Source organism: Bythopirellula polymerisocia (assembly GCF_007860015.1).
In the GTDB taxonomy this organism is placed as follows: Bacteria; Planctomycetota; Planctomycetia; order Pirellulales; family Lacipirellulaceae; genus Bythopirellula; species Bythopirellula polymerisocia.
The window spans coordinates 512,780-538,022 of sequence record NZ_SJPS01000002.1; the positions used below are offsets into that span (position 1 = coordinate 512,780).

Annotated in this window: 20 protein-coding genes and 1 tRNA gene; 11 read left to right on the forward strand and 10 right to left on the reverse strand. The window is 51.7% G+C overall.

Translation table 11 applies throughout. The features are described from left to right. Window positions 1-45 precede the first annotated feature (45 nt). The 7 genes from ahcY to Pla144_RS08225 all read left to right on the forward strand — a co-directional run bounded on the left by ahcY (window position 46) and on the right by Pla144_RS08225 (window position 6,664). Complete coding sequence (gene ahcY, locus Pla144_RS08195; protein ID WP_146449893.1) at window positions 46-1,401, forward strand: adenosylhomocysteinase; 1,356 nt, start codon at window positions 46-48, stop codon at window positions 1,399-1,401. Between the two features lie 168 nt (window positions 1,402-1,569). Beyond that, a complete protein-coding gene (locus Pla144_RS08200; RefSeq protein WP_146449895.1) occupies window positions 1,570-2,931 on the forward strand; it encodes a DUF1015 domain-containing protein in 1,362 nt (453 codons plus the stop codon). A gap of 319 nt (window positions 2,932-3,250) precedes the next feature. Next, complete coding sequence (locus Pla144_RS08205) at window positions 3,251-3,997, forward strand: ParA family protein (protein ID WP_146449897.1); 747 nt, start codon at window positions 3,251-3,253, stop codon at window positions 3,995-3,997. Continuing rightward, window positions 3,990-4,970, forward strand: coding sequence for a ParB/RepB/Spo0J family partition protein (locus tag Pla144_RS08210; RefSeq protein WP_146449899.1), 981 nt, complete (start codon window positions 3,990-3,992; stop codon window positions 4,968-4,970). The genes Pla144_RS08205 and Pla144_RS08210 overlap by 8 nt, the downstream gene beginning before the upstream one ends. An 85-nt stretch (window positions 4,971-5,055) precedes the next feature. After that, window positions 5,056-5,130: transfer RNA gene (locus Pla144_RS08215), tRNA-Pro, on the forward strand. A 124-nt stretch (window positions 5,131-5,254) separates the two neighbouring features. Further along, a complete protein-coding gene (locus Pla144_RS08220; RefSeq protein WP_146449901.1) occupies window positions 5,255-5,722 on the forward strand; it encodes a hypothetical protein in 468 nt (155 codons plus the stop codon). 75 nt (window positions 5,723-5,797) lie between these two features. After that, window positions 5,798-6,664, forward strand: a complete 867-nt coding sequence (locus Pla144_RS08225) for an SMP-30/gluconolactonase/LRE family protein (RefSeq protein WP_146449903.1) — start codon at window positions 5,798-5,800, stop codon at window positions 6,662-6,664. Window positions 6,665-6,726: 62 nt separating this feature from the next. On the opposite strand, the gene Pla144_RS08230 is transcribed toward Pla144_RS08225, so the two are convergent. The 5 genes from Pla144_RS08230 to Pla144_RS08250 are packed head-to-tail and all read right to left on the reverse strand — an operon-like array spanning window position 6,727 to window position 13,344. After that, entirely contained in the window at window positions 6,727-7,467 is a 741-nt protein-coding gene (locus Pla144_RS08230) for an SDR family oxidoreductase (protein WP_146449906.1), read from the reverse strand. A gap of 46 nt (window positions 7,468-7,513) precedes the next feature. Continuing rightward, window positions 7,514-8,482, reverse strand: coding sequence for a mannonate dehydratase (locus Pla144_RS08235; RefSeq protein ID WP_146449908.1), 969 nt, complete (start codon window positions 8,480-8,482; stop codon window positions 7,514-7,516). A gap of 32 nt (window positions 8,483-8,514) precedes the next feature. Next, window positions 8,515-9,303, reverse strand: a complete 789-nt coding sequence (locus Pla144_RS08240) for an SDR family NAD(P)-dependent oxidoreductase (RefSeq protein WP_197530497.1) — start codon at window positions 9,301-9,303, stop codon at window positions 8,515-8,517. A 1-nt stretch (window position 9,304) separates the two neighbouring features. Beyond that, complete coding sequence (locus Pla144_RS08245; RefSeq protein WP_146449913.1) at window positions 9,305-11,530, reverse strand: hypothetical protein; 2,226 nt, start codon at window positions 11,528-11,530, stop codon at window positions 9,305-9,307. 14 nt (window positions 11,531-11,544) lie between these two features. Next, window positions 11,545-13,344, reverse strand: a complete 1,800-nt coding sequence (locus Pla144_RS08250; protein ID WP_197530498.1) for a class I mannose-6-phosphate isomerase — start codon at window positions 13,342-13,344, stop codon at window positions 11,545-11,547. A 222-nt stretch (window positions 13,345-13,566) separates the two neighbouring features. Here Pla144_RS08250 and Pla144_RS08255 point away from each other — a divergent pair, with 222 nt between their 5' ends. The 3 genes from Pla144_RS08255 to Pla144_RS08265 all read left to right on the forward strand — a co-directional run bounded on the left by Pla144_RS08255 (window position 13,567) and on the right by Pla144_RS08265 (window position 16,800). Next, window positions 13,567-14,745, forward strand: a complete 1,179-nt coding sequence (locus Pla144_RS08255; RefSeq protein WP_146449915.1) for a GntR family transcriptional regulator — start codon at window positions 13,567-13,569, stop codon at window positions 14,743-14,745. Between the two features lie 46 nt (window positions 14,746-14,791). Beyond that, window positions 14,792-15,805, forward strand: coding sequence for an N-acetylglucosamine kinase (locus Pla144_RS08260; protein ID WP_146449917.1), 1,014 nt, complete (start codon window positions 14,792-14,794; stop codon window positions 15,803-15,805). 80 nt (window positions 15,806-15,885) lie between these two features. Beyond that, complete coding sequence (locus Pla144_RS08265) at window positions 15,886-16,800, forward strand: GNAT family N-acetyltransferase (protein ID WP_146449920.1); 915 nt, start codon at window positions 15,886-15,888, stop codon at window positions 16,798-16,800. On the opposite strand, the gene Pla144_RS08270 is transcribed toward Pla144_RS08265, so the two are convergent. From Pla144_RS08270 to Pla144_RS08280, 3 genes are all read right to left on the reverse strand, one after another. After that, window positions 16,748-18,820 (reverse strand): alkaline phosphatase family protein, encoded by a 2,073-nt coding sequence (locus tag Pla144_RS08270; RefSeq protein WP_146449922.1) that lies wholly within the window; start codon window positions 18,818-18,820, stop codon window positions 16,748-16,750. The genes Pla144_RS08265 and Pla144_RS08270 overlap by 53 nt on opposite strands. 33 nt (window positions 18,821-18,853) lie before the next feature. Next, entirely contained in the window at window positions 18,854-19,969 is a 1,116-nt protein-coding gene (locus tag Pla144_RS08275) for a PEP-CTERM sorting domain-containing protein (RefSeq protein WP_146449924.1), read from the reverse strand. Between the two features lie 118 nt (window positions 19,970-20,087). Next, window positions 20,088-20,981 carry a hypothetical protein gene (locus Pla144_RS08280; RefSeq protein ID WP_146449928.1) on the reverse strand — a complete coding sequence of 298 codons (894 nt, stop codon included), beginning with the start codon at window positions 20,979-20,981 and terminating at the stop codon, window positions 20,088-20,090. Between the two features lie 312 nt (window positions 20,982-21,293). Here Pla144_RS08280 and Pla144_RS08285 point away from each other — a divergent pair, with 312 nt between their 5' ends. Continuing rightward, a complete protein-coding gene (locus Pla144_RS08285; RefSeq protein ID WP_146449930.1) occupies window positions 21,294-23,090 on the forward strand; it encodes a DUF4185 domain-containing protein in 1,797 nt (598 codons plus the stop codon). A 68-nt stretch (window positions 23,091-23,158) separates the two neighbouring features. On the opposite strand, the gene Pla144_RS08290 is transcribed toward Pla144_RS08285, so the two are convergent. Continuing rightward, the gene (locus tag Pla144_RS08290; protein WP_146449932.1) at window positions 23,159-23,821 is read right to left on the reverse strand and encodes an EF-hand domain-containing protein; all 663 of its coding nucleotides are present in this window, start codon (window positions 23,819-23,821) and stop codon (window positions 23,159-23,161) included. Between the two features lie 76 nt (window positions 23,822-23,897). Beyond that, window positions 23,898-24,938, reverse strand: a complete 1,041-nt coding sequence (locus Pla144_RS08295) for a DUF1559 domain-containing protein (protein WP_197530499.1) — start codon at window positions 24,936-24,938, stop codon at window positions 23,898-23,900. Window positions 24,939-25,243 lie beyond the last annotated feature (305 nt).

Consider the following 25,243-nt stretch of genomic DNA (forward strand, 5'->3'; position numbering starts at 1 on the left):
AAATCATCGCCCATCCCTCAGACCTTCCTCAGGAGTTTCCCTATCGTGGCGCAAGTTGAAACCAGGCTTCCTTACAAAGTACTCAAATGTTCTCCCGCCGAATTCGAGCGCCTCGCTAGCTGGGGCCGCAAGGAAATCCAATTGGCCGAGAACGAGATGCCCGGCCTGATGGCCTTACGCGAAAAACATGGAGCCTCGAAGCCGCTCAAAGGTGCCCGCGTTGCTGGCTGTTTGCACATGACCATTCAGACTGCTGTACTGATCGAGACACTAGTTGAGCTCGGCGCAGAAGTCACCTGGAGCAGTTGCAATATTTTCTCGACCCAGGATCACGCTGCGTGTGCGATTGCCGAGGCAGGGATTGCTGTCTACGCCTGGAAGGGAATGAGCGAGGAAGAATTTGATTGGTGCATCGAACAGTCAATCTTCTTCCCCTCAGGCAAGCCGTTGAACCTGATCCTCGACGACGGTGGCGACCTCACAGCCATGGTCCACAACAAGTATCCCGAACTGTTGGGCGATATCCGTGGCCTCTCGGAAGAAACAACCACGGGAGTCCATCGCCTCTACCAGATGCATGAGAGAGGTGAACTCAAGGTGCCGGCTATCAACGTGAACGACTCAGTCACCAAGAGCAAGTTCGACAATCTCTATGGCTGCCGTGAGTCGCTGGCCGACGGCATCAAGCGCGCGACCGACGTGATGATCGCTGGCAAGGTTGTCGTGATCGCTGGCTACGGCGACGTTGGCAAAGGTTGTGCTCAATCCATGGCAGGCCTTGGTGCTCGCGTGATCCTCACCGAGATCGATCCCATCCTCGCCTTGCAAGCCGCCATGGAAGGGTACGAGATCACCACGATGGAAGATGCCGTTGAGCAGGGAGACATTTTTGTCACCACGACCGGCTGTCGCGACATCATTACCGGCGAGCACATGAGCCGCATGAAAAACGACGCCATCGTCTGCAACATCGGCCACTTCGATCTGGAGATCGACATGGCTTGGCTGAACGGCGAGGTCAAGGCCGGCCGGGCTACAGTTGATCGCATCAAGCCTGCCGAAGTGGGCGCCGTCGACAAGTACACGCTCAACAAGACTGGCAACTCAATCCTGATTTTGGCTGAGGGTCGTTTAGTCAACTTGGGCTGTGCCACGGGGCACCCCTCGTTCGTGATGAGCAACTCTTTCACAAACCAGGTACTAGCCCAGTTGGCCCTTTGGCAGGAATCAGACAAGTACCCGCTCGGAGTCCATGTCTTGCCTAAGAAGCTCGACGAGGAAGTCGCCCGACTCCACTTGGCGAAACTCGGTGTGAAACTCACCAAACTGACGCAAAAGCAGTCGGACTATATCGGTGTGCCAATCGACGGTCCCTACAAGCCGGAGTATTACCGGTACTAGGCCCCGCTGAATAGAGATAGATACCTTTCAACGCCCAGGGATTGCAATCCCTGGGCGTTGCTCTTTATCACAAGCCAAATGCCCTAGACGGCGGTTTTTTTATTCGCCGACTTGCCGTACACTCTTGGACTGAGACCAGCCCCAAGCCTCCAGCCCCAAGCCCCATCCATGCCCGACATATCTGCCTTTCATGGTATCCGATACGACCTTGGCCAAGTTGGCTCGCTCAGCAATGTGATCGCTCCCCCTTATGACGTGATCGATTCCCAATTGCAACAGGAACTATTGGACAAGCACCCCGCCAATTGTGTGCGGATTGTTCTTGGCCAGGACCAGGACGGGGACGACGACACCAACAACCGCTACACCCGTGCTGCCCGCACAATGCGTAACTGGCTCCGCGAAGGGGTGTTGTTCGCTGAAGGTGAACCGGCAATCTATGTCTATCACCAGGTCTTCACTGAAGGGGAACAGGAATTGACCCGCCGAGGGTTCATGTGTCGTACTCGACTAGAAAGATTTGGCAAGGGGAATATCTATCCGCATGAGGAAACGCACGGCGGGGCAAAGGCTGACAGGTTGAAATTATGGAAGGCGTGTAAAGCCAACTGCAGCCAGATCTTTGGGCTCTATCCTGATGAGTCAAACATTGCTCAAGAAATCTTGGAAGAAGCCATACGAGGTGTGGCACCGCTTGAGGCTACTGACCATCTGGGCGTACTCCATCGTATCTGGCCTGTGAACGACATCGCCACTATTACGGATGTTATTGCTGCTATGGGAGGGTTGCCGATCTACATCGCCGATGGTCACCACCGATACGAGACGGCTTGCAACTACCGTGACGAGTTGGCCGCCGAACTTGCTGCCAAGGGAGAGCAATTGGACCCCGAGCACCCAGCCAATTTTGTGCTAATGATGTGCGTATCGATGAGCGATCCCGGCATGATCGTGTTGCCGACGCATCGGCTCTTTCGTGGTCTGCATGCGATGACCTCCCAGGATCTTCAGAAACAACTTGGGGAATGCTTCAATTGTGATGTGTCCTCCACTGGTCCCGAAACTGCCCCCGGCCTGTGGGAAGAGATCGAGATGGAGGGTGACCAGGGGACGATGGCGTTCTACACAGCCGAAGACCAAACGTGGACCGTTGCTCGACTGACCGCCGAGGGCCAACAAAAGATGGCTGAGATTTCCAGTGACCACTGTTCCGACTGGCAAGGTCTCGGCGTGAGTCTCTTGCACCGACTAGTGATGGACCATCTACTGGACAAGCCAAATCTTCCCGCACCAAAATATGTCCGTGCCATTGAAGAAGTCGTCGAGGGCCTCCAGCAGGGCGACTCGGCTGGCCGCGACCACACTGGTCAACAAGGTACCGGCGGCCGCTTTGAACTCGCCGCGATGGTGATGCCCGCGACGGTCGATCATATTCGGGCGATCTCCAACGCCAACGAACGGATGCCAGCCAAGAGCACCTACTTCTATCCAAAGCTGCTCAGCGGGTTGCTCTTCAACCCTCTCGAATGAAAGCGGAATTCGGACTTCGGCATGCCGTAGGTTTCGTAATTCCCGAGTACGCGAAAATCGAGTTTTTACGATCTGAATTCTCGTTTCCAGAATGGACGGAAAGATCCCCGACAGAGTTCCGACCGCGTTTCACGTGAAACGATGGCAGTGAGTCTCCCGCGCAGGCTATCGTGGCAAAATGGGTGTTTCACGTGGAACGGGCTGACCAGGATGATTGTTTCACGTGAAACGACATCCGTGACCACCTCTGGCCGATAACCCTTTCTGTAGTCCGCCGTCTCCCACTCCGAATTCCGCATTCCGAAATCCGCACTCCATTATGGGCCGAGTCATTTGTATTGCCAATCAGAAAGGGGGAGTGGGCAAGACAACCACGGCCCTCAATCTGGCCACGCTGCTTGCTGTTGCCGGTCAGCGGACCTTACTCGTTGACCTGGATCCCCAGTGCAATGCCACGAGTGGATTGGGCCATAAGCCTTCGGCGCGCCATGCCTTGATCGATACACGCCCACTACGAGAGTCGTTTGTCACCACCGCCCAGGCCAACCTCTCGCTACTACCTGGGGCTCGCAGCTTCCAAGATGTCGACGCCTTGGCCCACTCAACGGATAGTCAGTCGAGCATGCTAGCGACTCACCTTGCCGGCAGTCTTGGTTCATTCGACACCGTGTTGATCGACTGCCCCCCGTCATTGGGGCAACTGACGCGAACTGCCCTGGCGAGTGCTAGCGAAGTCTTGATGCCGATCCAATGCGAGTTTTTTGCGATGGAGGGCCTCACCCAGATGATCGATGTAATCCGACAAGTGATGCAGCGGCCCAATAGCCGATTATCCTTTGGTGGGATTTTGCTCACAATGTACGACGCCAGCCTCGAACTGACCGCCGAGGTGGACCGAGAGGTGAGGGAGTTTTTTGGAGAAGTTGTCTTTCAAACTGTCATTCCACGCGATGTGGCCGTCTCGGAGGCTCCGAGTCACGGGTGCTCAGTGGTGGAATATTCTCCCCGTTCGCGGGGAGCACGTGCTTTTGTAGAACTTTGCCTGGAGGTAATGGACCGTGAATAAAGATCGCCGATTAGGACGTGGCCTGGAAGCATTGCTGGGATTCTCTCCCGACAACGCTCCCACAAATCAGGAGCCTTCCTCCGAAGGAGGGCTGTCGATTTCAAACGGACATCAAGCAACCATATCTGGTGAAGGCCAGCAATGGATCGATTTGGGACTAATCGATGCCAACCCTTATCAGCCGCGTCAGCAATTCGATGAAGCCGAGATTGCCGATCTTTGCGACAGTATTCGTACTCATGGTTTCTTGCAGCCCATCGTCGTCCGGCCGTTTGAAGGACGCTACCAGATCATCGCCGGTGAGCGTCGCCACCGGGCCGCGAATCTGGCTAATTGGCAGCAGGTTCCTGTGCTGATCCGTGAGGTGGAGGATCGGGAGTTGGCCGAGTTGGCCATCGTCGAGAACATCCAACGCAAGGATCTCAATGCTCTGGAAAAAGCCGCGTCTTTTCAACGCTATATTCAAGAGTATGGATGCACCCAGGAAGAACTGGCCAGTCGAGTGAATATTGACCGTTCGACCGTCGCCAACTTAATCCGGCTCTTAGAACTGCCCGAAGAGGTGAAGGGCATGATTTTGGCCGGTGAAATCAGCCAGGGCCACGGGCGGTCCTTGTTGCCTCTGGGTGACGACGTAGAGCAGATCGCCTTTGCCAAAAAAATCAGCCAGGAATCGCTTTCCGTCCGGGCAACCGAAAGGCTGGTCCAGGAACATATCGAAAATGCTGATGGGGAACAATTGACCATATTTTCGGGAGAAAAACCTGGCAAGCAGGTCGCGACACCATCGGGAACGAGTCATCTTACCCAGCTCGAAGAGCAACTGCGCCTCGCCCTGGGAACCAAAGTGGACCTCAAGCAGTCTGCCAAAGGGAAGGGGAAAATCACGATCCATTTCGCCAGCCACGAGGAATTTGACCGCCTTCGAGAACTTTTGTCGGGTTCGGAAGTGCCCTACCGCGAGGCAGGATAATATACATATGAACAGTATCGATTGCCGACTTGTTCGCCAGTCGGTATGATCTGTGATCTCCGCTCAGCCCATGGCTGTCGGAAAACGGGGCGTAGCTCAGCCTGGCTAGAGCGCCTGCTTTGGGAGCAGGAGGCCGCATGTTCGAATCATGTCGCCCCGACTATTAGAAGAACCGCTGAATTCTAGATCGAATTACCTGCCGTCGGTAGGCAGTGCAGCCTGTTGTTTCGGAACTACAAAACGGTAATTACCGTTTTGGGATTCTAACCATAGGAGACTGCACTATGCCTCGACTAACTAATTCTGTGCCGAAATATCGCAAGCATCAAGCGAGCGGACAGGCCGTTGTGACCCTAAACGGCCGCGATAATTATCTTGGCCCTCATGGTAGCAAAGCTAGCGGAATCGAATATGATCGACTGATTAGCGAATGGCTAGCTTGCAATCGAAACCCATTTGTCTCGGGCTCATCCAGCCTAACGGTGTCGAAACTCATTGCCAGATACTGGGTCTTCGCCCAAGGATTCTACAGGAAGAACGGTCAGCCAACGAACGAAATAAGTGCCCTAAAATCCGCTCTGCGTCCCCTGAGAGAACTGTACGATCGTACTTCGGCTGTTGCATTTGGACCGTTGGCCTTGGAATCGGTGATGAATCGCATGGTCCTGCAAGGGAGACGGCTGACGGGAACAACTCAGGCAGCTATGCGCTGCTACAATGAGACAAATGATTGTGATACAACTTGCAGCTAATGCTATGATCAAATCTGGTTTCTTTTTTAGAGGCCTAACTGAATGATGACACCATAGCTGCCATAGGACACCACAATGTCAGAGATTCCTCTGTCGTCATTTCGAACTTTTGCTGACGGTCTTGACCATCCTGAAGGTGTCTCGCGTGGTCCCAATGGGCTGGTTTATGCAGGTGGTGAAGCAGGCCAAGTTTATAAAGTTCATTCAGACGGGACCGTGGATACGATTGCAACAACGGGTGGTTTCCTACTGGGGCTCTGCCTTGATGCGGAATCTAATGTTTTTGCTTGCGATATCAAGCACAAAGCCGTTTTTCGAATAAGTCCCACTGGTGAGGTAGAGGTTTACTCCAATGGGACTACCGATCGCAAAATGGTGACCCCGAATTACCCCGTCTTCGACTCGCAAGGCAATTTGTTCGTTGCCGATTCTGGAAATTGGCATAAGAAGGATGGGTGTATCTATCGAATTCGACCGGGAGGGCCAACGGAAATCGCCAGTTACGAATTTGCAGAGTTTCCCAATGGCTTGGCAATTAGTCCCGATGCAAGTGAAATGTATGTCGCTTTATCCAACGTGCCGAGTGTCGCGAAAGCAAAGATCTTGCCTGACGGCAAGTTAGCGACACCGGAATTGGTTGTTGAGATGCCCGGTATCATACCAGACGGGTTGGCATTTGATGCCGAGGGGAGTCTTTATATTGCTTGCTACACTCCCGACATTATCTATCGCCACTCGTCCAACGGTGAACTAACCGTGTTCGCAGAAGATTGGGAAAGCACTACAATCTCTTCGCCAACCAATGTGACCTTTGTCGGTGAGCAATTGAAGACGATGGTAGTGGCTAGCCTTTCTCGCTGGCATTTAGCGTGTGCAAATGTTGAAGTAGCTGGTTGCCCCTTGCATTATCCAACCATTGGTAGAATTAAAGGCACGGCATGAACGAAGAAAGGCAGGCTCCTCGCGAATCCTTGAAGTTCCACAAAGCCTCGACCTCTCCCTCACTAGATACAACAGCCCCCATCGATAATACTCACAGTACCGGTTGTGAACGCAGACTCATCTGAAGCGAGGTACACTGCGAGTTCAGCGACCTCTTCGGGCTTGCCAAGCCGTCCCATTGGTTGCCGATCGACGAAAGAGGCGAACGCACTCTCAAAATCGCCTTGAGCGGCAATTCTTTCTTCCAGCGACGGGCTATGAATTGTGCCGGGACAAATCGCATTGCAACGAATCCCTTGCTTCACAAAATCGACTGCAATTGATTTGGTGAGTCCGATTACAGCTGCTTTACTCGCTCCGTAAGCGAATCGATTAGGAAAGCCTTTAATGCTGGATGCGACACTGGATATATTTATGATGTTTCCTTTTCCGGCAGCCAGCATGGCTGGAAGAAAACTCTTGATTGTGAGAAACATGGACGTGACGTTGATGTCAAATGTGTTGCTCCAATCGGTGTCGTCACATTCCAAGACGGTTCCGTCATGAACGTATCCTGCACAATTCAACAGGATGTCGATAGTTCCCACTTCACCCGCGAGCTTTCCAATTGCCTTCTTATCTCTTACGTCAAGCTGGAAAAGCTCCAAGCAGGGTTCTTGATTCTTCAGAGTATCGAGTAATTCCGTGCTAAGGTCTGTTGCAACAACGGAAGCTCCTTCACGGCACAATGCTAAAGCAGCTGCCTTGCCAATACCTTGCCCTGCAGCCGTGATGAATACTTTCTTTCCAGCGAGTCGATTCATAAGAGCAGTCCCGAATTGATTCTTGTTACGCCATGTTCATACGGCACTATGAAGCTGGTTTTCCAAACACTGCTTCCATCAAGCCTTTTAAGTAGCCAATGGCAAAGGTATGACCGTACATACCATAGCCGTCGTAGGAGCCTGATTCCGTAGCGAGAAGTGGCACATGATCCACACGGATGAACCCCCGATAGTCGATGTCACGATACGTGCTAATAACGTCCAACATGTCGTTCGATCCATTATCGGGAAAGGTCTCGTAGAAATCAGTGGGCGTTCCCTGAATGTCGCGGAAATGCACAAAATGAATGCGCTCTTTAAAATGGCGAATGGTGTTTGGCAAGTCGGCTCCCATTTCGGCAAAGCAACCTTGGCAAAGCGTTAAGCCATTGACAGGCGAATCGACAATACTGAGCAGTCGATCAAAGTGTTCCACGGACCTCATGACGCGGGCTAAACTACAAAGAGGTGAAAGGGGTGGGTCATCTGGATGCATCGCCAGCAAAACCTCTTCTTGCTCGGCAACTGGTACGACGCGTTTTAAAAAGTATTCAATATTGTCCCACATTTGCTCGTCAGTAGTGGGCTGCTCATTGTGAGCAATATCTTCCTCGCGCAGATCAATCTTGCGATATTGGCTCGTTAATGCACCGCCGCGTTCTTCGAATGCCATTGATGTACGCACAACCATTGCAGCGCTGGTTACTTGGGGCATGAAGTTATAGCATAAGACTCGGATCCCTAATTGTCCCATGTGTTGAATCGATTGGATGTATTGGTGGATTTGTCGGTCTCGACCTTCCTTACCAAGTACGATTTGGTCTATTGGCGGCCCTCCCTCAATCACAGCAAGGCGGAGACCGCAGTTCTCAATCAGGTCTTTTGTCGCCGAAAGTTCGTCAAGCGTACTGGGCATGCCTTGCATGCTATAGTAGACGAAATCTTCGACACCAAGCTGCTTGAGTAGCTTTAAGTTCGTTTTATTAAGATGCTTAGCAACTCCAGCAATTTGCATAGCGCGAACTCCTCTTAGTTCAAGATATCCACTCAGTCACGAACGCTTGCTCCGATTTCCAAGCCAATTCCGCCATCGATTCGAATTGCCTGTCCAGTGATAAAAGAGGATAAATTGCTGAGGAGATAGGCCACCAACTGCGCAACTTCCAATGGTTCCGCGATTCGTTTCATGAGGTACATGTCGCGACATTCCTGCAAGATCGCTTCCTTGTCGGAGACATCAGCAATGGCGTCGGCCAACATGGGAGTATCGACCGTGCCAGGACAAATGGCGTTGCATCGAATCGTAGGAGCATGGTCGACGGCGATCGCCCTGGACAGGCCGATGATGCCCGCCTTGCTCGCACAATACGCTGCGACCCGCTGCTGACTCATGAAACTTTGAACGCTTGCGACGTTGACAATGGCACCTTTGCCTGCTGAGAGCATGTAAGGTATTACTTCACGAGCACATAAAAAATACGATTTTAGGTTGACATCCAGAATGCGATCCCACTGCTGATCGGTTGTTTCTGTCACCGTTCCGTAGTGGCTGATGCCCGCATTGTTCACAAGCAACGTTGGCGAACCAAGATCCTCGGCAACCTTCTTGACCGTCTCATGAACCAGGGAAGATTTGCTCACGTCCAGTCCATAGGACATGACATTCGGTCCGATCGTGGCAGCCAAAGAGTTGCCAGCCTCTTTGTCGAGATCTAAGCAAGCGACATTGGCTCCTTGCTCGGCAAGGAATTGAACACACGCAGCACCGATTCCCTTCGCGCCACCTGTTACAATGGCGGTTTTTCCGGAGAGTCCTGGGTAGGCATCGTTCACCATGTTATTCATCCTGAAAGCGATAGCTCACGCCATCACTATCGCTGGAGATATCGAGCAATTTGCCGTCGAATGAAACATTCAAGAGCTTTCCTTCGAATCCACGATCGGTGTCGGCTTCAAAAAGTGACAGTTCTTGGTCTGCTTGAGGGCGGAAACCGAAAAGGGTGCCAATAATCATCTCGGCAAAGGCGCCTCCGCCAACACTTTCACGCATGCAGGCCCCTCGCATGGCAATTCGAACAGGTGCGTCGTGATCAGCGCGATGCTCACCGTAGAACTCGCGCGATTGGCCGTATACGCCTTCATACAGTACGTCCTGAGTGTCGCACAGGAAATTGAAAGCGGGACCCCAAGCACCTAGAATGCACATAGTTTCTGCAGTCAGCGCGGGCCAGGCATCGTAGGCACCCATTGGACCATGATCGGGTCGATCCGACTCGGCAGCCGCTTTGTCTAAAGGCGACATTGCTCTCATCCAGTGATCTGTCACAAGTTCCCGTTCTACGAATTCGACCATTTCTTCTTTCATCTGAGGAGTGAGATCATCGGGCATAAACCGACCAATACATACAAAGTCGTAGCAATGCCTAAGCTCAACGCGATCACCATTGCGATGCAATGCATACCAGACACCGTCCCCCGATTTATACAGATCAAGTACAGCTTGGGCAAATTGGTCTGCCCAATTGCGCAATTCGGCAGCACGTTTCGTGTTTCCTCGTTGCTCGTAGAAGTCAGCCGTAGTACGCATCATCCACACATTTGCCGCGTTGAAAGAGGGGACGCGATGGACATAAGCGGGTGCGCATTCTAGTAGATTCCTGTTTTCGCCATAGTCGGCTAGCATCACGCTCTTGTCTCGCTGCAACTTCTTCCAGTTGGTCGCCAAGGAGTCGAGGTGCTCCAAGACCGTCTTGTCGCCGACCTTTTCGTCAAGAAAGGCAACGTCGCCTGTCGTATTCAGATACTCACTCACAAAGGTGAAGATGGTCGAATCGTTTGCCGCGTACCAGCCCTCCCATTGATGGCCATCGTCCATGCCATATACGGGCCCTTTATGAGGATCGCAGGAGAGAAAGATCTTCACATGCTCTTTCATGGCTTTCGGCTCAAGCAGTGCAAAAACCTTGGACCACATCGACGTGTCCCAGAAAAAAACGACTCCTTTGTCCCTTTCCCCACTGGTGACAAAGACACGGTCGCACATCGCCATGTTGGTGCGGTGCAATACCAGCAAAGTGAGAATACTTCGATAATAAATGTCGCTTAGCTTATCGTTGGTTGTAATCAAAGTGGGAAGGTTGCCTGAGAAATGACCATTACCGGGAGCAAATACATCGTTCCAGCGTTCTTCCCAATGAGATTTGACGGCCTGCCACGACTTTTCAAAGTCAGCAGCCCAGGCAGAGGCCTGCTTCACGACTTCTTGAGAGGGAAATTCCCCGTTATTTTGCCCGTGTGCCATGACTAGATGCAGCATAGTCGACTCGTCCGGTTTTAGGACTCGGTTCCAGCTCGCTTCGATGGCTTCTGGAAGTTCTCGAATCTTATCTGGCGTGTCGGCGAAAGCATGAACCATTTCCAGTGTCGTCTTAGTGCCTTCCGACTCCGGAGTAGAGTCGCCAAACGCATGCGCTGTCTCGAGTTTAGGATCATTGGACTCGTATGCTACTAGTGCGTCTTTGGTTTCAGCCAGCCTGACCCCAGGAATTTCCAGTGCGAGATCTACCGACCGCTCCTTGTCCGAACTATTGGTCACAAGTATTTCGTAAAAAAGCCCTGAACCTTCGAATTCCATGCGAACGGTGGTCTCGAAATCGAGGCCGTCGATGCTGCATCGCCGTACGGCTTGGTAAGGATACCAACGGCAATCAGTTGTTTCGCATTCGCTACCATTGACCCTTAATTGCAGGAGAGGCAAGGTTAGATAACGAAACCAGCGTGGACCAGTAGGCCAATCAAACAACTGGCCATCCGGATTGTAATTGACACCGATAAGGTCAGGGGCGCAGGCCGCCATATCATGAAAGTTATGGAGCGACGGCATGTGGGCGAGTTCGTCCACTTCGAGCCACTCACTCGCCATCTCGTCAATGCTTGGAATTGCCGATTGGTTGCCTCTTGTTTCAGCAGAGCCATCGGATAGCAATTGAGAAAACGAAGAGATGGAAATAGAGATTATAAGAAGTAGCTGTTTCAAGCTCCGAGGGGAAATGAGAAAAAACATGGTTTGTCCATCTTCTAGGGGCTCTTGATAAATGCTTTGATCACCTTAGCGGGGCGCTGGCCGAGATTGACAAGCTTATATGAGATGGCAGCTGCCGGAACGACAAAAGTTTCACCGAAATAGAATTGCTCAACCATGCCATGGTGAGTTGAGACTTCTATGCCAGTGCCATCGACCAACATGAGTACTTGAACAGATCCGTCAGTTTGGCCAGTTACAGCTGTTTCAAATTCATAACGATGCACGTCGTAAAAATGATCGGGATGCGTCGGTAAGTGAACAAGACTCCAGTCCTCACCTTGGGCGATGACTTCGGGTCGGCTGAGCAATTGTCGCCGCGCTTCTTCCCCTTGCCGATCAAAATTTAGGTTTTCAAAAGCACGATTTATATTTAACGGACGAGCAACGCCGTCGAGTCCCAACCTTAACCAATCATACATCTTGAAGGTGAAAATGTAGGGGGTCGCGCTAATCTCTAGGACAAGAATGTTTTCTCCCGAGCAATGGATTGTGCCGTGAGGAATTAGTAGCAGGTCATGTTGGCGAGCTGGTACTGTATTGACGAATTCTTTCACATCAACTGGCGTTGAATCTCGGAAGCTACTTTCAAGTGCATTGTGAAACTCTTCAGAATTTATGTTCTGACGAAAACCCAAGTAGACTTCGGCACCAGGTTTGCAGTCGAGAATATAGTAGGTCTCATCCTGAGTGAAGGGCTCGCCAAATTGTTCGAGGGCATACTCTGGGTAGGGATGGCATTGCAGGGAGAGATTTCCCCCGTCGAAAGTGTCGAGAAAATCGAAGCGAATGGGGAAATCGTAGCCAAACCGATCAGCACTTTCGCCAAGCACTTCCCGATGGCTATGGTACATCAACCAATCGAAGGAGACTTCGATCTGAACCCGGCCATCTGTGAATGCCAATCCATTCTCTGGAGTGATAAGTTCGAATGACCAGGCATAGTTGGGTTCGTGCTGGGGTAACTGCGGGATGAGTTTCTTAAGCCACTGCCCCCCCCAAGGGCCTGCCTCAAACCACGGTCGTGCCCGAAATACATTGCGACTCATTCGAATGAGTGCCTCCCGCAATCCGTTCCCAGAGACAAAGGTGGGTTCGCAGGGACGCTGGTCGTCGACAAACCAATCAATGCTGCCGATGATTGCCAACTTGTGACGATTGAGAACTTGCCAATCAACGAAGTAAAACTGCTTGTACTGCTCCTTGGGTGGAATGGGAGTCTGCAAGCCAAGATTGCAAACAGATCCGGCACGAGAGCGATACTGAAGTTCATTCTTGGGAAGATCCACATAGATCAAGGGGCTTTCCCATTCAACAAGTGCTGCCCCGCAACCGAAGAGGATCGTGATGGCTGATTCCGGATCGGGTTGAAAAGAACCTAGCCGGTCTGCGTCGAAGAAGTCCAGCATCTTGCCTGGAAATCGCTTGCCGAATAACGGGTCGTCACCACCGAGAAAAGGCTTCACCATCGCCTCAATGATGGCAGCCGGTTTCTGAGCTTGCGATACGTCGATCCAATTTACTTGGATTCCTTTCTCTGAAAGGGCTTCTTGGAGTTGCTCTCGAAATGACTCCCAAAAAGTACCAACATAGCCGTCGATGCGGATTTGACTGTGGCCAGTCAACTTGTCAGCCAGGGAATCAAAACCGTGCCCCACTTTCTCGCCCTCCAGAGGAAAAGCCGGAAAAAGTCGATAAGCTTCTTCGGAACTACTACTTGGGTACAGGGGAGAAAGCAGTTGCTCGGACTTGCGAAACGAGACGGCTTTTTGCGTAGCTATCGTGGAGTTTGACACGCTGTCTGATTTTCTTTCTGCAGACCCACGCTCGCAAGCGTGTTAATTGCCGGAGGAGACAAACTTCAAGATACCAATTCATTACCAAGGTTCAATGCTTTTGGTCAGAAAAAAAGAGGCTAATCAACATTAAATAGATTGAATAATGCTGTGGCATATTGTAGTGTGGGGAGAGTGACTCCTCTTGCTTGATAAATAGCTTTTCATCGCGTGGAATCCCCAATGATCTCTTGGCTTGGCAATATCGACCCCAAGAAGCCGCGTTCAAAGCAGGTATATGAGGCCATCCGTGAACGGATTGAGGGAGGTGAACTTGCTTCAGGTGCCAAGCTCCCCACGGAACTCGAATTGATGCAGCATTTCGCTGTCTCACGCACGACTGTTTCGCGTGCATTGCGAGATCTGGAGTTGCAAGGATTTATCCGCCGCAGACGCGGTTCAGGCACCTACGTGAAAGAGATGGCTGATGCGAGCGAGCAATATGATCTAGCTTTCTTCGTGCCTTGGATGGAGTCGGGAGTTTCCTTGCCCTATGTGGAAGGTTTAATTCATCAAGGGCTGGCAGATTTAGCTTCTCGGCGACACTCCACGCTGATCCTCAAATGCCCTTCTGGAGAAGGAACGCTTAGGGAACGTGTCCTGAATACTGCTCGGTCGTTGATTGATTTACGTGTCAATGGCGTCTTTTTCTATCCCGCTGAGCTGCCCGGCGATCAAATGCAGCTCAACCGAGTTGTCGTAGATATGTTAGCCAATGCAGGTATCAGCGTGATCTTGATTGATAGAGACATCGCCTCATTCCCCAATCGCAGTGAATTCACACGAATTGGGTACGATAATCGTCGGGGTGGCTTCATTTTGACGGAACACTTGTTTGAGAAAGGATGTCGGCGAATCGCATTCGTCGGAATACCTGAGATCTCAACTGCGGTGGCCGATCGTTTGGCAGGTTATCATGAAGCTCATCGCATGAATGGTATGAGTGTTGATCGTAATCTGGTACATATGGTCGACGAATATGAATTAACACGCTCCTTTTGTGATGAGCTGATGCGATACGCCAAGCCGGACGCTATCATTAGTAAGATGGATCGGTTTGCTGCCCTGATAGGTCGACACTTGATCGAACAAGGTTTGCAGATTGGCCGTGACGTGAAGATGGCTGGATTTGATGATGATCCCATAGCAGAGTTACTACCAGTATCTTTGACAACAATACGGCTCCCAATTCGCACTTTTGTTAAAGCAGCGTATGAAGCGATGTTGGACAATCTCACTGGAGCAGACAAGAGTGCTAGGCAGATCATCGTTGATACGGAGCTTGTGGTTCGCAATTCAACCGACTTAGAATTAGACTCTCCGCCAACGCTTGCTTTGGCGCATTCTACTTCCGCTAAGTAAACTTCCCCTTACCCAACACCGATCGTTACCAAGTGGACTCCTTGCCATGAGCGAACAAATAGTCATAGGCATCGATGGAGGAGGGACTCGTCTGCGTGCGGCATTAGTCTCAGTCGAAGGTGAACTGCTCGGAATTGGTGAAGCCGGGTCGGGTAATTATCATGATGTAGGGGCGGATGAAGTGCGTCGCAACCTAGATACAGCTATTCAAAGCGCATGGAGTAATTCGCAGCTAGCGCTTCGGCAGGCCAACTCGATCTTTTTGGGACTGGGGAGCATTGTTACCCAGGAAGACCAAGAGACGATTCGGAAAATCGTACGTGAATTGTCTATTGTTCCTGAAGATGCCATAGGAGTTGACCACGATCTACGCGTGGCATTAATGGGTGGCTTGGCCGGTGAGGCAGGAATTGTCCTCATTGCTGGAACAGGTTCGTCGTGCTACGGCAGGGATGACCAGGGCAACAGTTGGCAGGCAGGTGGCTGGGGACCGATATTGGATGATCCGGGAAGTAGTTACTGGTTGGGTCGGCAAGCGATGGTGGCTGCAATACGGGACTACGACGGACGTGGCGAATCTACCTGCCTGCGTTCTCGCATTCTGGTAAAACTGGGCCTCTCGGCTATGCACCATATTCTCCGCAGAGTGGAGCTCGAAGGAATGACGCGTACTGAGATCGCTGCACTGGCCCGACTGGTGACGCAGTCTGCAGCAGAGGGAGACAGTGTCGCCTGCGGAATTCTTAAACGGGGGGCAGTTGAACTTGCTGCTATGGTAGCAGCAGTAGTGGCAAGCCTCGAAAATTTGCAGTCTATGCAGCGGATCCCCGTGGTTGTGACTGGCGGACTGACGAATTCCGGAGATGTGTTCCTAGGACCCCTGACCGAAGCTTTGCATTGTCAGATGCCACAAGCCAAGCTAACGGAGTCGCTGCTGCCGCCTGTTTTGGGAGCAGCACTACTTGCCATCGAGTTGGCTGGCAGTTCGGTAACAACTAAGGTTTCAAGTCGACTCGTGGAAGCATACTCTGCCAAGAAAGAAGAATGTGCAGTCAACTGAGCCATGCAGCCTCGGAGGAATCAGGCTTTTTCTGCTGATGGGCTCGTTCAGACCGAGTAGCGTACGCTGAAAGAAATGCCATGCCGTTGGATTCAAGCTTTTCAACTCGCATTGCAACTCGCGAAGACGCCAAAGCCGTTCGGATGTTGCTTTCCGCGCCTCTTGAAACCTTCGAATATCTTTTAGTCGCTGAAAGCGGTGATCCGGTCCGAATTGTGGCAGCAGGGGGATTGACCAGAAGTGAACGGCCCAAGCCACTAGTTGGTCCTGGCGTAACACTGCATGTGATCGAACCAGCTCGACGACAGGGAATCGGCAGCGAGCTAATGAAAAGACTTGCCACACATGCCCTCCAACGTGGTGCCGAGGCAATCTATGCCACTCAGAAAGTGGCAAGTGATAGCCAGGAAAGATCTGCTTGGGAAGCACTCGGGTTTTCCGTCTGCGAGACCGTCGAAAAACATGAATTGCCCCTGGACGAGTTTGTCCCGCAGCTGGCCCCATTGCTTGATCGAATGCGTCAACGTGGCAAAATCCCTGAATCTGCGAGAATCATCCCACTTTTTGAGGCCGATCTAGAAGAGGTTGCTCGTCTACACCTGGCGACGATGGGTGGTGATCCCACAAGTCTCATGCAGAAACTTCGTGGCGAAGTACCGGAATCGTTTTCGCCGCGTTACTCACGAGTCTTGCTAATCGACCAACAGATCAAAGGAGTCATTCTTGGACACCGTGTGTCGCGAGAGATTGTCCATGTCGACGCAAATATTGTCGCACCGAAAATCCGGGGGGGATGGGCAAATGTGTGGCTCAAACTCGAAGCAACTCAAGGTGCTATCCAGTGGGGCATCAAGAAATTTGTCTTCACAACCTTTGATCACTATACCGACACGCGCAGCTTTACCGACAGGTTGCAAGGGATCATGGTAGAAAAATTAGTTCTCATGTACTTGCCGCTCGCTGATTCGCAAGCGAAGTTCGCCGACGACGAATGACTTCTTTTCCCAACAACCGGCAGGCATTGGCTCGAACCGGATCTGCGAGCTGCAGTTGGTGCACTCGGGCCATCCAACGATAGGGAGCAGCAGCCATTGGATCGAGGGACGCCCAGTTTCGAAGGGCTCCAATTGCCTCGTTGGGTTTGTTGAGCAAGATCAATGCGATTGCCAGATGGTAGTGTGCCCTATCTAAAGTGCTAGACTGATCAATTGCATCGAGGGCGTGCATCGCAGCCTCTTCAGGTTTACCCAGGTGGATTTTTACCGCTGCCAAGCCGTCGAGGGCTGAGGCTGTAGGTCCGTCGGATACGATCGATTGCTCGAAGGCCTCCTGCGCTGCAGAAAAGTCGCGTTTCCGCAGGTGGACATTTCCTGCCAGGAGCATGGCGCCAGGAAATCGACTAATGCCACGCTGTGTACAAGCCAATTCATCCAAAGCCCGATCATAACGTCGATCTGCAAATTCGTTTGCCGCAGCAAGATAGTAGAGTTGTGGATTCTCAAATCCCCGGCACATGAGCAAATCGATTTCTTGGCGAGATGCTTCGAATCGCCGTGCTCGAAAGAGTGCTTCAGCGAGCAGAAAATGTGCCCTGTGAGAGTCGTAATGATCTTCCTTGAGATCATTTATGACATCGATTGACTTGTCAATTTGTCCAGCATCAAGGAGAGAGATTGCCCGATTCAATTCAGTCGTGCGGCGACATAGGTTTACCGAGTTCTGGGCTGCGATGTCAAGAGGATCGACGTAACCCAACTCAATCAAATATTCCACGGCAAGATGGTAAACCTCTTCCTTAGGATTATCTTCTCTATCTTCTTTCCACTCATTACTTTGAGGTGTGGTGTTGGTTGACTGAATGTCCCAAGTCTCGACAGATGAAGGAGTAAGTCCAGGCTCGAAACACTCCAGCATGGGCCTACCACCCATATCCTCTCCATAGGGCAACCCGAACATGGTCAGAATTGTGGGGGCGATGTCGAGAAGATTCCGCGACATAGTTCTTGTGAGGCGAAGCACATTGGGGCCTTTGAAAACAGCCAACCCAGCATTTCGATTCATTGAGCCAAATGTCGCATGGTTATTATGTGCGCCAAGTACCGATGAAGTTGCAGCCTGTGGCCCAGTCGGAGAGATCACAAGTATGTATGTAGAGTCATCAACTTGCGACAATATTTGGCCGAGCAAGAGATCGTGGTGTTCATAGCAGCCGGAGATCAGATGTTTGCTCAGCTCGGGTCCTGTGGGCGAGAGACGCTCAAGTGAGTGCGCCAGCTCATGGCTACGGTGAAACCCAGGAAACACGCAGGCGGAAAAGTTCCAAGGCTGGACATCAAGGCACCAACGGATAGTGCGAAAGAGTGTCGCTGATTGGGCAAGTATATCGCGACAGGCGGCCTCCACGCGGGAATACTCGCGAAGGCCGATTAATTGCGCGGGCAAGAGCTGACTGAGGGCGATTTCCTCGGCCTCTGATTGAGATACTCGCCGATCATCAAGGTGCGAAAAAGCCTCGCGAGGCAGTACGGTAGGCCCATCCTGTTGAGTGAGGAGTGGCGTAGACTCAGGAGACGCGAAGCGGTCTGAAACGAAAATACCAGTCAACGATTCGGCTGGATGCGAAACCGGCCAGCCAACGATGTGCGTCTGCAGGCCCGCGCGGTGAAGTATATTCCACAATGCACTCGTTGTTCGATTGTGTCGCGTGATTGGTTGAAGCTGGTCGCCATATACGTTAATGCACAAATCGTGGAGCACGCCGTGCTCGTGAGGATATTTTCCCGTGGCCAGAGATGTCCAGGCAGATCGCGCAAAGAGTGGGCGGGGTGTTGCAAGCTCCAGGCATGAACCGCGTTCGAGAAGCGATTGCAAGACGGGCAGTCGGCCATTTAAAAGTAGCGTTCTGAGGGTTTCAGGCTCTGCTCCGTCCCAACCGAGGAGCAACACACGATCAGCCAGCCTGCTGCCACTCATCGTATTGGTATCGTTCGGCGTTGATATTTCCAGAGGAACCACTCTGGCGATCTTCTCAAAAGTGGAGGGCGAAGTCTACGCCCGGCCACTTCCACGGGAAAATAGCTTGCGTCCCGCGAATCCGCTGACGAGGCACATGCCTCCTAGTGCCGACAAGAGCATCGAACCAGGCTCAGGCACTGTAGTCGCGTTTGCCACCGAGGGTCCAGCACCATAATTCGTTTGCCACAAATTCAGATCGCCTGGAGAAAGTGGATTATCTGAATTGCCTCTTTGCCAGATGAGAAAATCTTTACCGTCCACATCGTTGTCGCCATCGAAGTCGCCTGCCTGGCCCATTGGCGATCCGACGTCTCCAGCCTCAATTGACATTCCTTTGATGGACTCATAAGCCCAGCCAGTGACCGTCCCTGTAGCGTCAGCTTCATTGTCGATGCGAATGCCGATCCAACCGTACCACCATTGATCGGGCATGTTGCCGTCGTTCAAGCCAAGTTTTCCGACATCATTCAAATCTGTGCGAACGCCAAGATAGCGTACCTCGCCGTTGTTGCCAATAAAGTCATCGACGAGGGGAAACTCTGGTTGGGGACCAAAGGGTTCCGTAACTACTTTGCCATTTGCTGTATCGAATTGCCCCGCATCTTCGTCGATGAGGCGATTAGCGCGAATGGTTGTTCCTCCCCCAAGAAAATTTTCACCTTCTTGAAAATCCCAAAATGTGCCAGAGACAAGACTGTCCGCCCCTGTTGCCCCGATCATATCACCAGCTTTGAGACCTACGGCATAACCACCCTGGTCACCAAAGCTATTAGTGAATGCCAGGTACTGGGTATCTCCATTGGCCTGGGAACCGTTGAGCGGAAAAGTACCGAAATTATTTATGGGCGCTGGGTTTGCCGCACTTGAGGCATCGTTCTTGTCAACTTGTAAATAATCCAAAATCGATCCACCCACGTCGATACGATCGTGATCGATCTGAAAATCAATCTGGCCATCCTGATTGAAATCGATGTTCACTTCCTGATTGATGCCAAAAGCTTGGGGAGTGGTGTGGGAAACCACCGCAGCTTCTGATTGCGATGCCAAAAAGCTGCTGGCACCACCCATGGCAGTCAAATAAAACCCGATCCGCCGATCAAGGACTGTTGGTTGTGCGTGTGCCCCACCGTGGCGATGATTATTTTCCATGTCAGAAACTCGCAGACGATAATTGAGAAAACTAAACTTGAGAAGTTTAAGCAAAGCGGCGGCGGAACGAAAGTGCCATCTCTTGTTCCGCCGCGGTATTGTAGCGACTCAGGGAGGGTTACTTATTACGGCCACGCCTAATTCGGCCAAACAGGCGCCCACCAATCAAGGCCGCCGCGCCAAAAGCTGCAGTGATGATAGTCGTAGGCTCGGGAATAGTTCCAGCAGCAATAGCCATTCCAGGAATCGTCTCGTATCCGTATCCGACGACCGCTCCCGTAGCATCGGCATCGTTATCAATGCGAATGCCAATCCAGCCGTAATTGGTTTCACCGCTACTGGCGAAATCCATTCGTACACCGAGGTAGCGAACTTCGCCAGCCAAGCCCAGAAAGTTGGGACCATTGGTCGGTACCGCGATTTGCGCGGGAGTGAGCCCTCCCAATGTCATGTCGACTTGACCGGCATCTTCATCGATCAGGCGGTTTGCTCGGATAGTTTCTCCGAGACTAGCAAAGTTGGCAGTCTCTTGAAAGTCCCAGGCAGTTGCCGGTCCGATCAAAGTACCTTGGCTTAAAGCAGACGGATAATCGCCCTGGATACCGGGGATTGCGTAAGCGGCAGTAATTGTGTTATTTGGCATGGTAGTCGAATTCAGTGGGAACGTACCAAACTCGTTGATAGGCAGCGGATTCTCACCTAGGCTTGCGCCATTGACATCGTTCTTGTCAATTTGCAAGTAGTCGACAATGTTACCTCCCCCCAGATCAACCTGGTCATGATCAAGTTGAAAATCCACTTGGGAGTCGTTGTTGAAATCAATGTTGACGTTGCCGTTGATGCCAAAGGGTTGCACCGTGTTGTTGAAAACGACTGCCGCTTGTGCTTGAGATGAGAGTGCTGTTGCCATGGCCCCGCCAACAGCGAAGTAGGCGGCCAGCTTTCCGTTGAGTTGCGAATTCGTATCGCCGTCAACGGTGGTTGTTAGATCGTTACCAGTTGTCAGATTCATTAGAGCACCTCCCAAGAAGATTGATTAAATTCAAGAGCAAGTCAAATTGGCCGAGGCGAGTTAACAAGGCAAATGAAGAGTCCGGCAAGCACCCGCCGCCAAACCTCAGTATCAACGCATGTTCGATTATCGTCAAGCAAATTCAGAGATAATTTGGCTATTAGAGCTGTATATGATACATCATTTGACTGGTAGACACCTATTTGAACATGCATCCTTAGCAGCTTGATTTCTCGCGTCTGTTATACTGCAGAGAGACTTTGAATCACTATTCCTGCCAAATTTCATGCCGCAAGGTAAACGAGGCACGACATGCATCGTCTGCTCGAGATACTCCGTGGTTGCCTCCTGCTCTTTACCTGTGGCCTGCCAGCCCTGGCCCAAGATTATCACGCGATACAGGTGCTCGACTCAGAGACTGGCCGGGGAGTGCCGCTCGTAAAAATCCAGGCCAACGGGCAAGACTACTTTACCGATAGCAATGGCCTACTGGCATTTGGCACACAGGGAGAACTCGATCAGAACGTAGATTTCTCGCTTTCTAGTTATGGATACACCAGCAGTGTCTGGCCTCTGCTGACGACAATTGGCACCACGAGTCAGGTGACGATCCAACGTGAACAGTTTGCCGAGAGGCTCTATCGTGTGACGGGTAAGGGCATCTATCAAGACACGGTTCTACTCGGCCAGATCGCGCCCATCCAGAAACCTTTGATCAATGCCAACGTGAAGGGTCAGGATTCTGTGCAGTCAGTGATCTATAAAGGCCAACTCCATTGGTTCTGGGGGGACACCCTTTATGACGTCGGGTTTGGAAACTTCCGCACGTCGGGAGCAACCTCTCAAATACCTGGGCAAGGGGGGCTGGATCCTGCAGTCGGCGTTGACCTGAGTTACTATGTTGACGCAGCGGGATCGTCGAAACAGATGATGCCGCTGTCACAACCTGGGCCGGTGTGGATTGATGGCCTGTTCACGGTCCACGACAACAGTGGTCGCGAGGTGATGCTCACCCACTACTCGCGGCGCGATCCGAAAAATGCCCTCGGGGCTCAGGTTGAGCATGGTTTGGCACGTTTCAATGATTCGCAGGAACTATTCCAGCGTCACCAGGTTTACCCGCTCAGTGCCCCCATCGTGGCGTCTGGGCATTCCTTTGAGCACACACTAGGGGGTCAGGAATATATTTACTTTGCCGAGTCCTATCCCAACATCCGCGTGAAGAAGAACTGGAACGACGTAAACGATCCGGCTCAATGGGAAGCGTTTACACCCCTGATAGAGGGTTCGTTGTACGACCCGGCCGATCCCCCGCTGGAACTCGACTTCCAAGGAAAACCAGTTTACGGGTGGAAAAAGAACACCCAGCCTATGAACACCGACATGATGGAGCAGCTGGCCCAAAACGGCTTTATTCAGCGAGACGAATCTCCGTTTCGATTGAAGGATTTTGTCACGGGAGATGATGTGCGTTTGCACCGGGCGTCGGTCTACTGGAACGAATATCGCGAGAATTGGATCATGATTGGCAACCAGGCATTCGGCGACAGTTTTTTGGGAGAAGTTTGGTTTGCCGAAGCACCCACGCCTGAAGGGCCATGGGAAAACGCCGTCAAAGTAGTTACTCACCACGACGGAGCTGAAAACTACACGCTCTACAACCCCAAGCAACATCCGTACTTCAGTGAGGAGGGGGGGAGGTATATCTATTTCGAGGGAACCTACGCGAATACATTTTCTGGAAACCCCATCGCGACACCGCTCTATGACTACAACCAGGTCATGTATCGCTTGGATTTGTCTTTGATCCCATCTCTCTCAATGGCGGCAATCCCGGGGGACTTTGGCCACAATGGCTTTGTTGATAGCTCAGATCTCGCTATCTGGAAAAAGGGATATGGAGACAACGAGAGTAGCATCGCAGATGCGGATGGTGATGCAGACACAGACGGCGAGGATTTTCTTACTTGGCAGCGCAATTTTACGGGGTCGGCATCTTTGTCGGCAGCAAGAGTCCCCGAACCAGGCGGCGTGCTGCTTGTCATAAGTAACCTGATGATGCTGAGCTTGAAACGTCGGCCGGAACGAGTGGAGCGAGTACCGGCATGAATCGATCAACTAGCATCGCCTGCCGGAACTCGTGGTACTCGTCGCGGCCTACGTGATACTCGAAGTTCTCAGCGGTTCTTGAGTTCGACAACGAAGTTTGGGTTGCCCTTTTCAGTCTCGTACCCAAGTGTCGTTTGTGTGTTGTACTTTTCGGGAATGGAAATCTCGGGGTGAGTGACTTCCACTTTGTAGGTGCCGTAGTGGACGCCACGTAGGCCGTGCTCCGACGCTGGGGAATCTTCATCCCGGATATCCATCGCAGCGGTCCCGCGAGGGTTTGTTGTTCCATATGCGGTTTTCACATTTTCTCCCAAATACTTTTCCGGGACAATTTTCACTTGTGCCCCTGGTAAAGGACGTCCATTCATGCGTACATCAACGCGAAGACTGGTCACCCCTACTCGTGAAGATAGTAACTGGCGGATTTGCTCCTCGACTTCTTCTAAGGAGAGGGACCCGTTGCCGTCCTTGTCATAGAGTTGCATGTGGCGCTGGATTCCGGGACAGGAGACAAGTTCTTTGTCTGACAGCGCACCATCGTGGTCCGTATCATAAAGCTCCATGGCTTGCTGGCTAGCATCAGCCGGATCAACATCAGGCACCTGTACAGCGGCCGGACCCCGGCTGCACCCTTCGAGATACATGAAGCAGGCCACTACCAGGGAGACCTGAAGAAAAACTCTCCGGAATGCGCAGTTTTTGAAATTCATGGTGAGAGCAACGAATTTCATATGCACCTATTGTGGTCAGATTACAAACATTATCGGGATCACAACCTTACAAAGACCTATACTAGACTGTTCCTCACTAAGGCGTAATCGGAATTTGAACGGGAAGAATACCCCCCCCATCGTTTCGATGACTGGCGCGACGATGCACATCCGGGTCAACGTCGTATGATACAATTTGGACCGACCCGTCACAATTGGCCATATTGAACCCTCCAGGATGCGCACTGCCAAAGCTGCCGTAGGATTCTTGGCCGAGACGATCTTGCAGTGGCGGATCATTCACGCTGGTCCAGCGATTCACATCCCAGTCAAATCCCTGATACATGCTGTGATTATCACCACCGTCATCGGTTCCATCAGATTCATAATATAAGGGATTGAGGTATTTTTCGCCGACTGCATAGGTATTAGAGGAACCATCGGTGATGTCTTTGAATCCGATTTCCGCGCCCTGATAGTTGACCCCTGTCTGACCGTCTAACGGAGGCCATTGTTTGTCTCCTAAAGTTTTGTAATCGAAAAACAGCCACTCAATTTTCGTTTCATATTTCTTTTCATCCTCCAACCAAAACTCCATTCCTTTTTCCCCATCGCCAGCATTCGCTGCGTAGTCGCTACGAGCCACGAATGGTGCACGAGCCCCGTTCCTTGGAGTCCATGAATTGGACAAGGCATAGGGTTGCGCCTGTGCGGGCCGCCGGGAAGGACAATTGAAAAAGGAAATTGGTTTACCTTGTAAGTCGATGGATTGCTGTCGTTGGGCAGCCGTAATATTTAGCTTATCTCCATCATCCGTGATATCGTAAATTGCTTGCTGCTCGACATATGGCAATATCTGGTAGATCCATCCCCCAGGCTGCTCGCGGCCCGTGCCTAGTAGCGGATCGCCCAAGTACACAGCTGTCCAGCCGGAACAAGGAAGAATTCCGTGAGTAGATTCATGATTCAAAAAGCCAAGCCCCATCTGCTTCAAGTTGTTCACGCACTGCATGCGGCGCGCTGCCTCTCGCGCCGCTTGGACAGCCGGCAACAGCAGGCCCACGAGGACTCCGATGATAGCGATCACAACCAAGAGCTCAACAAGCGTAAAACCTTGTAAGCGACGTGACTTGTCCACAATGGAAACTCCGAGCTGAAGAGTGAGAAACGAGCTGTCGCAAATCGGCTGTATCACGACAAGCAAATTGAAAGCAGGTAGTCAGCGGTTGAACTGAATTGTAATTCAAGCTCGCTATCCACCCTGATTATTGCTCATCCCCCACATTAGGTCAAACCAATTCGGTTGAACTTGCAAAGTTGCTATTGCAACTTGATCCGATTCAAATGATGTATCAATTGAGAACACCCTAGGTTTGAGCGGGGTTCGTTGTGATCGCCATCGCTTTAATGCCAGGCAACCAAGCTGGCAGTGCGATTCGTTTC